General features: G+C 69.4%; 13 protein-coding genes. 6 read left to right on the forward strand and 7 right to left on the reverse strand.

All coding sequences use genetic code 11. From position 1 onward, the window contains the following. Positions 1-29 precede the first annotated feature (29 nt). The 3 genes from IGS68_RS01180 to IGS68_RS01190 are packed head-to-tail and all read right to left on the reverse strand — an operon-like array spanning position 30 to position 3,350. Positions 30-878 carry an ABC transporter permease gene (locus IGS68_RS01180; protein ID WP_201076719.1) on the reverse strand — a complete coding sequence of 283 codons (849 nt, stop codon included), beginning with the start codon at positions 876-878 and terminating at the stop codon, positions 30-32. Continuing rightward, positions 875-1,822, reverse strand: a complete 948-nt coding sequence (locus IGS68_RS01185) for an ABC transporter permease (protein WP_201076720.1) — start codon at positions 1,820-1,822, stop codon at positions 875-877. Before IGS68_RS01185 ends, IGS68_RS01180 begins: the two co-directional genes overlap by 4 nt. A 37-nt stretch (positions 1,823-1,859) precedes the next feature. Next, complete coding sequence (locus tag IGS68_RS01190; protein WP_201076722.1) at positions 1,860-3,350, reverse strand: ABC transporter substrate-binding protein; 1,491 nt, start codon at positions 3,348-3,350, stop codon at positions 1,860-1,862. Positions 3,351-3,505: 155 nt separating this feature from the next. Here IGS68_RS01190 and IGS68_RS01195 point away from each other — a divergent pair, with 155 nt between their 5' ends. From IGS68_RS01195 to arfB, 3 genes are all read left to right on the forward strand, one after another. Then, complete coding sequence (locus IGS68_RS01195) at positions 3,506-4,216, forward strand: hypothetical protein (protein WP_201076724.1); 711 nt, start codon at positions 3,506-3,508, stop codon at positions 4,214-4,216. Between the two features lie 121 nt (positions 4,217-4,337). Beyond that, a complete protein-coding gene (locus IGS68_RS01200; protein ID WP_201076725.1) occupies positions 4,338-5,738 on the forward strand; it encodes an AmpG family muropeptide MFS transporter in 1,401 nt (466 codons plus the stop codon). A 100-nt stretch (positions 5,739-5,838) separates the two neighbouring features. Next, positions 5,839-6,258 carry an alternative ribosome rescue aminoacyl-tRNA hydrolase ArfB gene (gene arfB / locus IGS68_RS01205; protein ID WP_201076726.1) on the forward strand — a complete coding sequence of 140 codons (420 nt, stop codon included), beginning with the start codon at positions 5,839-5,841 and terminating at the stop codon, positions 6,256-6,258. A gap of 566 nt (positions 6,259-6,824) precedes the next feature. Here arfB and IGS68_RS01210 read toward each other — a convergent pair. Continuing rightward, positions 6,825-7,496 carry a pyridoxamine 5'-phosphate oxidase family protein gene (locus IGS68_RS01210; RefSeq protein ID WP_201076727.1) on the reverse strand — a complete coding sequence of 224 codons (672 nt, stop codon included), beginning with the start codon at positions 7,494-7,496 and terminating at the stop codon, positions 6,825-6,827. A gap of 10 nt (positions 7,497-7,506) precedes the next feature. Then, the gene (locus IGS68_RS01215) at positions 7,507-8,466 is read right to left on the reverse strand and encodes an alpha/beta fold hydrolase (protein ID WP_201076728.1); all 960 of its coding nucleotides are present in this window, start codon (positions 8,464-8,466) and stop codon (positions 7,507-7,509) included. Between the two features lie 152 nt (positions 8,467-8,618). Between IGS68_RS01215 and IGS68_RS01220 the strand changes: the two genes are divergently transcribed. Both IGS68_RS01220 and IGS68_RS01225 read left to right on the forward strand, forming a co-directional pair. Further along, positions 8,619-9,503, forward strand: a complete 885-nt coding sequence (locus IGS68_RS01220) for a LysR family transcriptional regulator (RefSeq protein ID WP_247881118.1) — start codon at positions 8,619-8,621, stop codon at positions 9,501-9,503. A gap of 326 nt (positions 9,504-9,829) precedes the next feature. Continuing rightward, a complete protein-coding gene (locus IGS68_RS01225) occupies positions 9,830-10,513 on the forward strand; it encodes a TenA family protein (protein WP_201076730.1) in 684 nt (227 codons plus the stop codon). Here the strand turns inward: IGS68_RS01225 and IGS68_RS01230 are convergent. Then, entirely contained in the window at positions 10,501-13,113 is a 2,613-nt protein-coding gene (locus IGS68_RS01230) for an HWE histidine kinase domain-containing protein (RefSeq protein WP_201076734.1), read from the reverse strand. The genes IGS68_RS01225 and IGS68_RS01230 overlap by 13 nt on opposite strands. A 556-nt stretch (positions 13,114-13,669) precedes the next feature. On the opposite strand from IGS68_RS01230, the gene rpoH reads away from it, so the two are divergent. Then, entirely contained in the window at positions 13,670-14,569 is a 900-nt protein-coding gene (gene rpoH / locus IGS68_RS01235) for an RNA polymerase sigma factor RpoH (protein ID WP_201076735.1), read from the forward strand. Between the two features lie 62 nt (positions 14,570-14,631). Here the strand turns inward: rpoH and IGS68_RS35875 are convergent, their stop codons facing one another. Beyond that, positions 14,632-14,757: a hypothetical protein gene (locus IGS68_RS35875; RefSeq protein WP_256445747.1), complete on the reverse strand. Its 126-nt coding sequence runs from the start codon at positions 14,755-14,757 to the stop codon at positions 14,632-14,634. Position 14,758: the final 1 nt, after the last annotated feature.

Raw genomic sequence — 14,758 nt, forward strand, 5'->3', positions numbered from 1 at the left:
CTATGTTTTCCGAGCTATCGCGACGAATCTCATCTGAGATTCGTCATAGGCGACCGCGCGCGGGGGTCCAGCAGGTCGCGCAGGCCGTCGCCCAGCAGGTTGAGGCCCAGCACGGCCAGGGCTATGGCGGCGCCGGGGAAGATCGCGAGCGTCGGGCGCAACGCCATGAAGGTCTGCGCCTCGTTCAGCATCTTGCCCCAGCTCGGCGCCGGCGGCTGGATGCCCAGGCCGAGATAGCTGAGCCCGGCTTCCGCCAGGATCGCCACCGCGAAGGAGATGGTGGCCTGGACGGCCAGGGCGCCGGCGACGTTGGGCAGCACATGCACCAGGGTGATCGAGAGCGGCCCGCGCCCCAGGGCGGCGGCCGCCCGGACGAACGGCCGCCCCATCACCTGGAGGGCGGCGCCCCGGGTCACCCGGGCGAACACGGCGACATTGAAGATGCCGATCGCCAGGATGGCGTTGACGGCGCCCGGCCCCAGCAGGGCGGTGACCAGGATCGCCGACAGGATCGCCGGGAACGCGAAGGTCAGGTCGGTCAGGCGGCCCACGGCCTCGTCGGTCCAGCCGTCCAGCACGGTGGCGGCCAGTCCCAGCGGCACGCCGGCGGCCATGCCCAGCCCGACCGCGACGGCGCCGACCGCGATGGAGTTGCGCGCCCCGACCATGATCATGGACAGGACGTCGCGGCCGAAATGGTCGGTGCCCAGCCAGTGCGCGCCGCTCGGCGGCTGGAGCCTGGCCGCGATGCGCATCGCTTCCGGCGGATAGGGGGTCCAGGCCAGGGAGACCAGGGCCAGCGCCGCCATCAGCAAGGTCAGCGCGCCGCCGATCAGCAGGCCGGAATGGTTGAAGCGCCTCAGGACTCCCGGGTTCATGGGGCGGCCTTGGGCCGCGGGTCGATCACGGCGTAGAGGATGTCGACGATCAGGTTGACCGCGACGACCAGGGCCGCCATCACCATCACCACGTCCTTGACCACGATCAGGTCGCGCTGGCTGATCGCCTGGAACAGCAGCCGGCCCAGCCCCGGCAGGAAGAACACGTTCTCGACCACGATGGCGCCGCCCAGCAGGAAGGCGAACTGGAGCCCGACGATGGTCGTGATCGGGATCAGGGCGTTGCGCAGGACGTGCCGCCGCATCACGGCCCCGGGTCCCAGGCCCTTGGCGCGGGCGGTGCGGACGTAATCCTCCCCCAGGGTGTCGAGGATCGACGCCCGGGTGATCCGCGCCAGGATCGCGGCCTCGGTCAGGCCCAGGGTCAATGCCGGCAGCAGGAGGGCCTTCAGCGCCGGGCCGATGCCGGCCGACCAGCCGGGAAAGCCGCCGGCGTCGAACCAGCCCAGCCCGACCGCCAGCCACAGCACCAGCAGGATGCCGAACCAGAAATTGGGGATCGCCACGCCGAGCTGGCTGAAGGCCATGACGCCGTAGTCCGCCGGCCGGCCGCGCCGGGACGCCGCCGCCATGCCGAGCGGCAGGGCCACCGCCGTGGACAGCAGGATCGCCAGGGCGGCCAGCGGGACGGTGACCGCCAGCCGGTCGCGCACGAGGTCCCCGACCGGCACTCCGTAAGTATGGCTGACGCCCATGTCGCCGTCCAGCAGCCCGCCGACCCAGGCCAGGTAGCGGACCGGGGCCGGCCGGTCCAGCCCCATCTGGGCGCGCAGCGCCGCCAGGGTGTCGGGCCGGGCATCGACGCCCAGCATCAGCAGGGCCGGGTCCCCCGGCAGCACCTCCAGCACGGTGAAGACCACCAGGGAAGCCAGGAACAGCGTCAGTCCCAGGCCGACCAGGCGCCGGGCGAGGAACCCGGTCATGTCACTTCCACGAAACGCCTCATTTCCATGAAACGCCTCATTTCCATGAAACAGCCGTCACGTCGTTGGCCGGAACCGGGCTGTTCTCCCACAGGCCGGTCAGCCCGGCCTTGTGGACGCCCGCCTTGGGCAGCTGGAACAGGAAGACGTTGACGCTGTCGTCGGCCAGGATGCGCTGGGCGTCGCCGTACAGGGCGGCGCGGCGGTCCGGCTCGACCGTGCGGCTCAGCTCGTCCAGGACGGCGGCGAATCGCTCGCTGCGGTAGCCGAAGTAATAGTCGGGCCGGCCGTAGATATCGATGTCCAGCGGCTCCACGTGGGAGACGATGGTCATGTCGAAGTCCCGGCCGCGGAACACCTGCTCCAGCCAGGGCGCCCATTCCATCGGCTCGATCCGCAGGCGGATGCCGGCCTCGGCCAGTTGGGCGGCGACGATCTCCCCGCCGCGCCGGGCATAGACCGGCGGCGGCAGCCTGATCACGGCGTCGAAGCCGTCGGGATACCCCGCTTCCGCCAGCAGCGCCCGCGCCTTGGCGGGGTCGTGGGGATACAGGCCGGTCAGGTCCACGTAGCCGGCGCGGTGCGGGGCGAAGTGGCTGCCGATCGGCGTGCCGTAGCCGAACATCGCCCCGTCGATCACGTCCTGCCGGTTGACCGCATGGGCCACGGCGCGGCGAACCCGGACGTCGTCGAACGGCTTGCGCGCGTTGTTGAGGGCCAGCACCGTCTCCCCCTCGGTCGTGCCGACGGTGACGGTGAAGTTCCCGTCGGCCTCCAGCACCGGCAGGGACTCGGTGGCGCCGATGTTGGGGAAGGCGTCCACGTCGCCGGAGCGCATGGCGTTCAGCTGGGCCGCCGGATCGCTGATGAAGCGGAACACCACCTCGCCGAGCTTCGGCACCGCCGGGTCGCGGAAACCGGGATTGCGCACCAGCACCACCCGGTCGCCGGACACCCAGCGGTCGAACCGGAAGGGGCCGGTGCCGACCGGCTTCTGCCGGTTGGTCGCGGCGGACTCGGGCGCCACGATGGCGGCGTCGTTGGAGCCCATGTTGAACAGGAACTGGCCGTCGGGCCGGGTCAGGGTGACCACGGCCGTCAGCGGGTCGGGCGTCTCGACCGACCCGATCGCCGCGAAATAGCCTTTCTGGGCATTGACCGAATCGGCCCCGCGCGCCCGGTCCAGCGCGAACTTGACGTCCGCGGAATCGAAGCCGGTGCCGTCATGATAGGTCACGTCCGGCCGCAGCTTGAAGGTGTAGGTCAATCCGTCGGGCGAGACCTCCCAGCTCTCCGCCAGTCCGGGGACCACCTCGCCCCGCGCGTCGATCCGGGTCAGGCTCTCGAACAGGTTGGAATAGGTCACCTCGTCGATCGCCGCGGCGGCGCCGGCGGTCGGGTCGAGGTGCGGCGGCTCCAGCTGCATGCCGATGACCAGGCGGTCGCGGTTCTGCGCCGAGGCGCCGGCCGGCATCAGGGCGCCCGCCGCCAGCAGCGCCGCGGCGATCAGCAGGGATGGGGATTTCATCGGCAAGTCTCCGCTGGCCTCGTTGCGCGGCGCATGATGGAGGGGGAGGGCGCCCGGATCAAGGTCGGGGGCGGGTCCGGAGGCGTCTCGGGCATGGTACGGTCCCTCTGCGGCATGGTACACAGCGGGCTGGAAGCTGCAGGGAGACACGGTTCATGTCGGTGAAGCGCCGCACCTATGTCGTCGGGGTCAGCCTCGGCCTCACCTCCGAGGAGATCCGGGTGGAGGAGGAGATGTCCGTCGTTCATCTGGGCGATCCCCCCTTCACGATGGCGGTGGCGCCGCCCGGAGACCCGCGCGAATCCATGATCGCCCTGAGCGACGGCAGCTTCCTGACCGACCTGGTCTGGCTGACGCCCAAGCGCGCCAAGGGCCGCGTGCTGTTCAGCCTGATCGAGGCCGCCGCCGAGGCGGTGGAGTACCAGCTCGACATGACCGACGAGATGCTGGGCGAACTGGCCGCCGAGGTCGAGCGGAGGGAAGGCGAGCTGGACGAGGACGAGGAGGCCGATCCGGTCGAGGCCTTCATCGAGCGGGTCAACAACGGCGAGATCAGCGAGCTGGACGTCATGGACTTCGCCAATTTCGAGGACTTCCGCCGGGTCCTGGGCGACGACATGACCGAGGACGATTTCCAGTACCATCGCGCCACCATGGACGAGCTGGTCGAGGAGGCCCGGATCCGCGGGCTTCCGGTGATCCGGACGACCGCCGACCCGCAGGAGTTCCGCGACTGGATGGCCGGGCAGGAGGGTATGGAGCCGGGACCGCTCGCCATGCTCGCCTTCGCCGAGTACCTGCGGGCGCGCCAGAAGGGCGAGGGCGGCGGTGACGGAGTGGGCGAGGGCGGCGGCGAGCCGGCGTGACGGGAGGGCCGGCGCGCCGCTTCCGACGATCCCGCCGTTCCGATCATAGCTTGTTAACCATGGCCGGGCTAAACCGGGTGCTTGCGGCGCATCCCGTTTTCCCGGCGGAGTTTCGATCCTCGTGGCACTGTCCTCCTGGGCCGGCGCGGCCTCGGTCTATCTCGACCGCCGCGTCATCGCGATCCTGTTCCTGGGTTTCTCCAGCGGGCTGCCCCTGGCGCTGACCGGCGCCACGCTGAGCGTCTGGCTGGTCGAGGGGGGAATCGCCAAGACGGCGATCGGCCTGTTCGCGCTGGTGGGGCTGCCCTACACCCTGAAATTCGCCTGGGCTCCCCTGATCGACCGTCTGCGGCTGCCCGTCCTGACCCGGCTGCTGGGGCGGCGGCGCGGCTGGGCGGTGCTGACCCAGGCAGGCCTGATGCTGTCGCTGCTCGGCCTGGGATCGACCGATCCGATCGCCGAGCTTTGGTGGATGGCGCTGTTCGCCGTGTGCGTGTCGTTCTGCTCGGCCAGCCAGGACATCGTGCTGGACGCCTGGCGGGTCGAGATCCTGGACGAGAACCAGTACGGCGCGGGCGCCGCGGCGGTGGTGCTGGGCTACCGCATCGGCATGCTGACCTCGGGGGCGGGGGCGCTCTACCTGGCGAGCGTCCTGCCGTGGTCGCTGGTCTACGCGGTCATGGCGGCGCTGGTCGGCGTCGGCTTCGTCACCATGCTGCTGAACCGCGAGCCGGAGGTCCGGGCCTCGCCCGAGTCCGAGCGGCGGGAGCGGTCGGTCGCCGACTTCCTGGAGATGAGGCCGGGGCTGAAGGGCTGGCGCGCCGAGCTGCTGGCCTGGCTGTTCGGCGCCGTCGTGGCGCCGTTCGCCGATTTCATGACACGCCGGGCCTGGGCCGCGATCCTGCTGTTCATCGCGATCTACAAGCTGGGCGACGTCTATGCCGGGGCCATGGCGACGCCCTTCTACCTGGAACTGGGCTTCAGCAAGATCGAGATCGCCAACGTCACCAAGGCGTTCGGCCTGGGCGCCTCGATCGTCGGCGGGCTGCTGGGCGGCGTGGTGGTCAGCCGGTTCGGGGTGATGCGCAGCCTGCTGGTGTGCGGGCTGCTCCAGATGGTGTCGAACCTGATGTTCGTCCTGCTGGCCCGCAGCGGCCACGACATCGGCATGCTGACCGTGGTGATCGCGGTCGAGAACGTGACCGGCGGCATGGGGACCGCGGCCTTCGTGGCCTACCTGTCGAGCCTGTGCAACGTCGCCTATACGGCCACGCAGTACGCGCTGCTGTCGTCCTTCTCCGCCCTGGGGCGCGACCTGCTGGCGGCGTCGAGCGGCTGGCTGGCCGACCGGATGGACTGGGTGGCCTATTACGTCCTCTCCACCTCGGCGGCACTGCCGGGGCTCCTGCTGCTGCTCTGGCTGATGCACATCGCGCGGGCGTCCGGTGCGCCGCGGGCGGGGGCGAATGTCAGCATTCGTCATGGTACGGGCGCCGCTTCCGAGGGCGCGGGTTCCGGCTGACGGCCGGCGCGGCGGGGTTCCGGGATCGCGGATGGGCACGGATGGCGTTCCGGTTCGGGGAGCCGTTGCGCGGGACCGGGGGAAAGGCGATATTCGGCCCATGATCCGGATCACGCACCGCATATCCCTCGACGACGACGAGATCGAGGAGAGCTTCGTCCGGGCCTCGGGTCCCGGCGGCCAGCATGTCAACAAGACGGAGACCGCCGTACAGTTGCGTTTCGACGTGCGCCGGTCGCCCAACCTGTCCGACGACGTGCGCCTGCGGCTGGAGCGGCTGGCCGGGAACCGCCTGACCCAGGACGGCGTCCTGATCCTGGTCGCCGACCAGTACCGGAGCCAGCGGCGCAACCGCGACGCGGCGCTGGAGCGCCTGACCGAACTGATCCGCGAGGCGTCGATCCCGCCTACGCCCAGGCGCCCCACGAAACCGACCTTCGGGTCCAAGCAGCGGCGCCTGGAGGCCAAGGGCCAGCGGTCCGCCGTGAAGCGTCTGCGCAGCAACCGGCACGAGGATTAGCCGGAATGGCTGGATGTCATGATTCGTCATGACTGCGGCCCCAGGCGCGGTATCCGCTGGATCAACCGAGAGGCGCATCCCCGGCAGGGGAATGACCGTCTTGTCGTCATGGCCGGACTTGATCCACGGCTGTCCGGCACAGCGATTGCTTACGCTACGAAAGGTTTAGTTTGAGGTAAGATTACTCCATTTTCGTCATGGCCGGACTTGATCCGGCCATCGTTCACGGGAAGCATCGGAGCCTCCGTGCCTTGAGATCCGCGGGTCAAGCCCGCGGATAACGAACTGAAGGAGAAAACGGTCACTAGAAATGTTCTCAATGGTTGATTAGCAAGTACCGTGCCGGACAGCCGTGGATCAAGTCCAGGCATGACGAACCGGGGGATAGTTCTGCCTTGAGTTCGGGCTTGTGACCAGCAGGCCAAAACCGTGCCTAACACCCGTGGACTTGATAGTGCTGGCGCAGGCGGACAGGGCGGGAACTCTCCGGGCAGATGGCGTAGGTATATTATCACCCAATTCTGAGGAATGCAATCTTATGGGTGTGAACGGACACCAACGCTTCCTCAACGAGGGGCTACAGCCTCACCGGGAGGTCGGGCCCGCTCCGCCAGGGCGGACTTGAGGCGGTCGTTCTCGGCCCGCAGCTCTTCGAGACGCTGGGTCAGCGGGGCGAGCACGTCGGCCAGTTCGGCCTCGGTGAAGCGGGGGGTGATGTGCTGGGGGCAGTTCCAGTCGAACCCCTCGACGGTGACCAGGGCCGCCCGCTCGACCCCGGCGGCGTAGCCCGGCACCGCCAGCCGGGCGCCGAGGCCGGGGTCGTCCCCGGCCTCCACCAGGGCGATCCGGCCGAACAGCTTCAGCCGGCGCCGGTGGGCGTAGTCCATCAGGAACAGCGCCACCCGGTCGTTCTGCCCGACATTGCCGACCGTGATGTATTGCCGGTTGCCGCGCAAGTCGGCGAAGCCCAGGGTCCGGTCGTCGAGGACCCAGAGGAAGCCCGGGGGACCGCCCCGGAACTGGACATAGGGCCATCCGGTTTCCGACACCGAGGCGATGTAGAAGCCGTCGCGCCGGGCGATGAATTCCACCTCCGCCGCGCCGAGGCGGTCGTGGGCGACCGGCCCGTCCGGATCGAGGGTACCGTCGAACCGGGCGTAGCCCGCGGCGCTGCCCTGCTTCTCCCGCGCGGACCGGACCGACGGGGTCGAGGCGATCTGCAGGAAACGGTTGATCATGATCGCGCCCCTACGCCCGGCTGGAGCCGACGGAGCGGTCGAGGAAGTCGCGGATCAGCGCGGCGACCTGCGGCCCGTGGGTTTCGAGCGCGAAGTGCCCGGTGTCGATCATGTGGATCTCCGCATGGGGCAGGTCGCGCCGGTAGGCTTCCGCGCCTGGCGCCACGAAGATCTCGTCGTTGGCGCCCCAGACCACCAGGGCCGGCGGCTTGCGGTCCCGGAAATAGGCCTGCCACCGCGGATAGAGCGGAAGGTTGTTGCGATAGTCGTAGAACAGGTCGAGCTGGATCTCCTGGTTGCCCGGCCGGTCGAGCAGCGCCTGGTCGAGGGTCCAGGCGTCGGGGCTGATCAGGCTCGTGTCCTTGACGCCGTGCGTGTACTGCCATTGCGTCGCCTGGAGCGACGTGAACGAGCGGATCGCCTCGCGCTCGGGCGCGGCACCGGTGCGCCAGTAGGCCTTGATCGGGTCCCAGAAGCCGGCGATGCCATCCTCGTAGGCGTTGCCGTTCTGGATCACCAGCGCCGTCACCCGGTCGGGGTTGGCGGTCGCCAGCCGGAAGCCGACCGGAGCGCCGTAATCCATGACGTAGATCGCGAAACGGTCGAGGCCGACCTGCCGCGTGAACTTGTCGACCAGTGCGGCATAGGCGTCGAAGGTGTAGGCGAACGCGTCGCGGTCCGGGGCGGCGCTGTGGCCGAAGCCGGGATAGTCCGGCGCGACCACGCGGTAGCGGTCCGCGAGGCGCGGGATCAGGTCGCGGAACATCTGCGAGGAGGTCGGAAAGCCGTGCAGGAGGAGGATGGCCGGCGCGCCGCTGGGACCTGCCTCCCGGTAGAAGATGTCGAGGCCGTCCACGGCGACGGTGCGGTAGCGGACCTGCGTCGATCCGGACTCCGAGGGGGCCGATCCGGTTTCGGCGGATCCGGTTTCAGCGGTCGGGGCGAGCAGCGGGTGCGTTCTGCGAAGCATGTCGGTTCTCCTTCGTGAGGGGCGGTCCTTGCCGATCGCCCGATGCCATCGGCTGAAGAAAACCTAATGCCTTCCGTGGGAGTGCAGTATCCTGCGGTTTCGGGAGTTTCCCTCCCGTTTCATGGGAGGCTGGGTTGGACCGGTTCGAGGCGATGAGCGTTTTGCTGGCGGTGGTCGAGGCGGGCAGCCTGTCCGCCGGGGCGCGTCGGCTCGGCCAGCCGCTGGCCACGGTCAGCCGCAAGGTCGCCGACCTGGAACGCCACCTCCACACCCGTCTGCTGGTGCGGACCAGCCGGCGCATCGGCCTGACCGATGCCGGGCGCGCCTATGTCGCCGCGTCGAAGCGCATCCTGGAGCAGGTGGAGGAGGCGGAGCGGACCGCATCGGGGGAGTACCGGGAGCCGCGCGGCGAGCTGAACGTGACCGCGCCGATCGTGTTCGGCCGCCGCCACCTGCTGCCGATCGCGCTGGAGTTCCTGGCGGCCCATGCCGAGATCGACCTGCGGCTGCTGCTGATCGACCGGTCGGTGACGCTGCACGAGGAGCATGTCGATCTTGCGCTGCGCATCGGCGTGCTGGACGACAGCACGCTGGTCGCCACGCGCGTCGGTTCGATCCGCCGTCTCCTGTGCGCCAGCCCGGACTATCTGGCGCGCCGGGGTACGCCGCGAACGCCCGAGGATCTGGCCGGCCATGACGGCATCGAGTTCCGCGGCACGCCCGCCGACCCGGACTGGCGCCACTCCCGCGGCGTCGCGGTGCCGCGCGTGCGCCTGGCGGTCAACACGGCGGAGGCCGCGGTCGATGCGGCGGTCGCCGGTTTGGGGATCACCCGGCTGCTGTCGTACCAGGTCGCCGACGAGGTGAGGAGCGGCGCCCTGGTGCCCGTGCTGGAGCCTTTCGGCCCCGCGCCGGTGCCGGTCAGCCTGGTCTATCCGGAGCAGGGCCTGCTGCCGCTGAAGGTCCGCGCCTTCCTGGACTGGACCGCGCCGCGCCTGCGCGCCCGGCTCGCGTCAGCCCTGCACATCGGTCCCTGAGCCTTCGAGCCGCAAGGCTTCCCCCGTCCTATCGCGAGTACCCGATCAGGTTGATCCTCCCGAGACAACCGGTCCGATGCGTTGCGCCATGGGCGCAACCGACGATCGTCGGGCCGCATCGCCTCCGCCCTGCATCCAGCCGTAAGTTGCGCCCATGGCGCAACACCGTGCGGCGAATGGAACGGCCGGCTGCGAGGGCCGGAGCGGTTCAACGAGCGATGTGACTCGACAGTAATGCTACGCCCCCGTCGTCGGGGTGTCATGACGGGGGCCGGCGGGCTATCCTCGGCGGCGAGGAAACGGAAGACAAGGGAAGGCCCGGGAGCATGAGTTTCGACGAGTACAGGAAGAACGATCCGGAAGCGCGTTTCACCGACTGGCTGAGGAGCGAGGCGGAGCCGCACTGGACGCGGATGACGACGCACCGGTTCGCCCGGGAACTGGGGGAGGATAGCCTGGACGATGCCGTGGCGGGGCGTTACCTGGTGCAGGACTACGCCTTCGTGAACAGCTTCGTCTCGCTTCTGGGAAGCGCCATCGCGGCGGCGCCGGCGATGCCGTCCAAGCGGCGGTTCGCCGGTTTCGCGGCGGCGGTCACCGCCGACGAGAACGATTTCTTCCTCCGGTCGTTCGAGGCGCTGGGAATTCCCGAAGGGACGTGGAAGACGCCCGAACTGGGACCGGTGACGCGGGACTTCATCGCCGTGCTGGAGGGGGCCGGGCGCAGCGGCAGCTATCCCCACATGCTCGCCGTGCTGGTCGCGGCGGAGTGGAGCTACCTGACCTGGGCACAGGCCTGCCCGGCCCGGCGGCCGCAGCGGTTCTGGCTGGCGGAGTGGATCGAGCTGCACGCGATCCCGGAGTTCGAGGCCTTCGTCACCTGGCTGCGCGAGGAGACCGACCGGGTCGGGGCGGCGGCGGACGAGGCGACCGGGGCCGCCATGCGCGACAGTTTCCGGCGGATGATGGTGCTGGAGGAGGCCTTCTTCGACGCCGCCTACGCCGGGTAGGCCGCCCTCCCGATCAGGGTATCGAGCGCTTCCGCGAAGTCTCCGGAGGAGTAGGGCTTGAACAGGCGGCGGACATGGCGGAAGCGCTCGGGCAGGGCATCGTCGGAGCTGAAGCCGGTGGCGAGCAGGAAGGGGATGCCGCGGCCGGCCAGGACGTCGGCGACGTCCCAGGAGGGGGTCCCGTGGAGATCGATGTCGACGACCGCGGCGTCGATCGGTTCTTCGCGGGCCAGCTTGAGCGCCGCGGCGACGCGGGCGGCCGGACCGACCACCTCGCATCCGGCGGCCAGGAGCATGTGCTCGACCTGCATCGCGACCAGCGCCGAGTCCTCGACCAGCAGGACCCGGCGGGGCCGCCGGGACGCGGCCGGAGCGGGATCGCACGGTCCGGCTTCCGGCGGCGCGGGGGGCGGGGTGACGTCGATCACGTGCTCCTCCGGGATGCCGATGCGGCAGCGCACGCCCTCGGGCTCGAAATCGAGCCGGCTGGTCCCGTCCACCTCGTAGGCCAGGCTCCTCTCGATGACGATGCGGCCGAAGCCGCTGCGGTCCGGGGGCGTCACGGCGGGGCCGCCGCGCTCGGTCCAGTCGAGCGTGAAGACCCGGGCCTCGGCGGGGCCGTCCAGCGCCCAGCGCACCGTGACGGTGCCGGAGGGGGTAGAGAGCGAACCGTACTTGGCGGCGTTGGTGACCAGTTCGTGGACGGCCATGCTGAGCGCCAGCGCCGCCTTGGGACGCAGCAGGATCGCCGGGCCGTCGAGACGCAGCCGGCCGGCGGCCCGGGGATCCTGGTGGGCGCGCATCTCCTCCTCCAGCAGGCTGCGCAGGTCGGCGCCCTCCCAGCGGCTGCGGGTCAGCAGGCTGTGGGCGTAGGCCATCGCGCGGAGACGCTGGCCGAACGAGGCGGTGAAGTCCTCCAGCGCGGTGGAGCTGCCCCGGTGCCCGGAGGCGGAGTACTGGACAAGCGCCTGGATGTTGGCGAGCGTGTTCTTGACCCGGTGGTCCAGCTCCGCGAGCAGGAGTTCCTGGCTGCGCCGGGCCGTCTCGCGTTCCTTCGCGATCTGGTCGACCCGCCGGAGCACGACTTCGAGCAGGGTGGTGCGGAGCGTCCGGGCCGCGGCGATCTCCGCCTCGCTCCAGGGGTGGGAGCGGCCGCGGACCTCTTCCCTCCAGGCCTCGAAGGAGCGGCGCGGCGAGAGCCGGTCGCCGGCGGACGTCGCCTCCACCGGCTTGTTCGGGTTGCCGGCCCAGGTGACCGTCCTGACGACCTCCGGCCGGAACCACAGGATGTAATCACGCGGGCTGCGCGAGACCGAGAGCGCCAGGACGCCGGCGGCGATCTCCCGGATGCCATCGCCGCCGGGCCAGACCTGGGAAAGCCGGTCGGTCTCCCACACGCCGTCCGGGCTGGAGCGGTCCAGCCAGTCCACCAGGTCCTTGACGGTCGCCTGGTCCGGGGTGGTGCCGATCGAGGAGAAACGGCCGTCGAGCCACAGCGCCACGCCGGAGCACGGCACGTAGTCCTGCAGGTTCGGCTTGTGGCACATCAGGCCGCCGGCCAGGTCGTCGTCGCGCGAGATCACGCCGACCAGCCGGTCGTGGACGCCGTGCAAGCGCATGGCTTCCTCCAGCATCTCGGCCTTGAGCCTGGCGTCGAGCTGGAAGGAGAACATCTGCGCGAACAGCTCGCAGGCGGCCCGGGTGCCGTGGGGCAGGTAACGGGGCTCGTCATGGTGGCAGGCGACCAGTCCCCACAGCCGGTCGCCGCGCAGGATCGACAGCGACATGGACGCCCGCACGTTCATGTTGGCGAGATATTCCAGGTGCAGGGGCGAGACGCTGCGGAGCGCGCAGTGCGCCAGGTTGACCGGCCGGCCGGTCAGGGGACTGACGGGCGGCACCAGGGGAGCCGGCCGGTAGCGCGCGTCGGGGATCAGGCGAAGCCAGTTCCGGCGGTAGAGGTCGCGCGCCTGGGCGGGAATGTCCGAGGCGGGATAGTGCAGGTCGAGGTAGGAGCCGATGTCGTCGCGCCGGCTTTCGGCGAAGACGTGCCCGATGCCGTCCTGGTTGAAGCGGTAGATCATGACGCGGGCGAATCCGGTCGCCCGCCGCACCTCTTCCGCGGCGCCCCGGCAGAAGTCGCGGAGCGTGGCGGCGCCCTGGACCGCGCCCAGCATCGCCTGGACCAGCCCGAGCGGGCCGCCGGGGGGCAGAGGGGACGATCCGTCCACCGGCTCCAGCTCGACGACCAGACCGGCTTCCCCGGCATGGACGGAGGCGTCGAAACGGCGGTCGGCGGCGGCCAGTTCTAAGCTGAACAGGTTCTTCGACCGGGGAATGAGGTTCGCCCGCGCCACGACGTCGCGGATCACGCCGATCGCGTCGGCGTTCACCAGCGAGCCGAACGGGATGCCGGCAAGCTCTCCGGGGGTGCTGCCGAGAAGGGTTTCGGTCGGGCCGGCGGCCTGGAGGATGCACAGGGTTTCGGGGTGCAGGACGACCAGCACGCCGTGGGGCTGGATCGATCCCGGGATCTCGATCGGCTCACGATCGCAGTTCGTCAGATCCACCGCGCCGAACGATGGACTTGATACGATCATTTCCCTGCCTCCGAAACAAAGGATCACCGAACCGCCTGCCAGCCGACCCATGATGTCGGCAGGGCAAGTTATCAGATCGCGCAATGCTTTCAAAAGCCTCAAGGAGATTCCGTCAGGACTGGCCGGAGGCGGCAGCCGGCAAAAGGCCGCGGAGCCGGTAGGATTTTTCGTTTGGGGCGGGGGCGGCGTGAATTTACTGACGAAGGCTCCGATTTTTCAAAGCAGCCATGAATTGGGCCGAATCGCTGTCATCCGTGTTATAGATCTGTTATCAACGGGGTCGATGGTTCCTAGTCAATATGCGATACCGGTCCGCGTCACCGGTCGTAAGCACTTGAAATCCGGTCAGGAAATCTTATCTCTAGTCTGTTCGTCGAGGCTCGGAAGGAGCCGTACTGGATCGGCGGACTTCCCGGAAATCCCGACCTATACCGGTTCGACGCGCATCGACCCAGCACGGGGTGATTTTCAGAATCACCGCCGGAACTGGGCGATTTTGTCGTGTCGGGCGGGTTACGTCAGGGTGGGACATGTCGACGAAGAGGAGGCTCGACGAATGACATTGCTGAACATCGCGCAGGCCGGCGGCGGCATGGGCCGTTACCTGGACGAAGCGAAACGCTTTCCCATGCTGAATCCCGGGCAGGAGCGGGACCTGGCGATCGCCTGGCGCGAGCGCGGCGACGAGGAGGCCCTGCGCCTGCTGACGGGCAGCCATCTGCGGCTGGTGATCAAGATCGCGCGCGGCTTCGCGGGGTACGGCCTGCCCGCGTCCGAGCTGATCGCCGAGGGCAACGTGGGCCTGATGCAGGCGGCCCAGAAGTTCGACCCGGACCGCGGTTTCCGGTTCGCCACCTATGCGATCTGGTGGATCCGCGCGGCGATCCAGGAATACATCCTGCACAATTGGTCCATGGTCAAGATGGGCACCACCGCCGCCCAGAAGAAGCTTTTCTTCAACCTGCGCCGCCTGAAGGGCCGGATGGAGGAGCTGGAGCAGGGCGACCTGTCGCCGGCCACGGTGACAACCATCGCGACCGAGCTGGACGTGCCCGAATCGGAAGTGGTCGAGATGAACCGCCGGCTGTCCATGGGCGACAGCTCGCTGAACGCGGCAGTGGGGGCGGAAGGCGATACCGACTGGCTGGACCTGCTGTCGGACGAGCGGCCGACCCAGGAGGCGGTGGTCGCGGAGGCCGACGAGCTGGCCCTGCGGCGACGCCTGCTGGACCAGGCCCTGGAGAAGCTGAACGACCGCGAGCGGCAGATCCTGATGGAGCGCCGGCTGGCGGACGAGCCGGCCACCCTGGAGGTGCTGGGCGAGCGCTACGCCGTGTCGCGCGAGCGGATCCGGCAGATCGAGGCTCGGGCGTTCGAGAAGCTTCAGAAGGCGGTGCTCAACGCCGCCCAGGCCCTTCGCAAACCCGCGGGCCAGGCGATGCTGGCCGCGGGCTGACCCGATTCCCTGTTGGATTCTCGCACTGGACAAGGGGGCGTAGAAGGGGGCCGACCTCCCGGTCAGACGCGGACCGAAGAGGTGCTGAAGGCCTGGAACGCCGGCTGCTGGACATAGTTCTGAAGGACGACGGCCGCCCCGACGGCCAGGACGACGGCGGTGAAGACGCCGAGAACGAAGGCTTTCATG

Source organism: Skermanella sp. TT6 (assembly GCF_016653635.2).
Taxonomy (GTDB): domain Bacteria; phylum Pseudomonadota; class Alphaproteobacteria; order Azospirillales; family Azospirillaceae; genus Skermanella; species Skermanella cutis.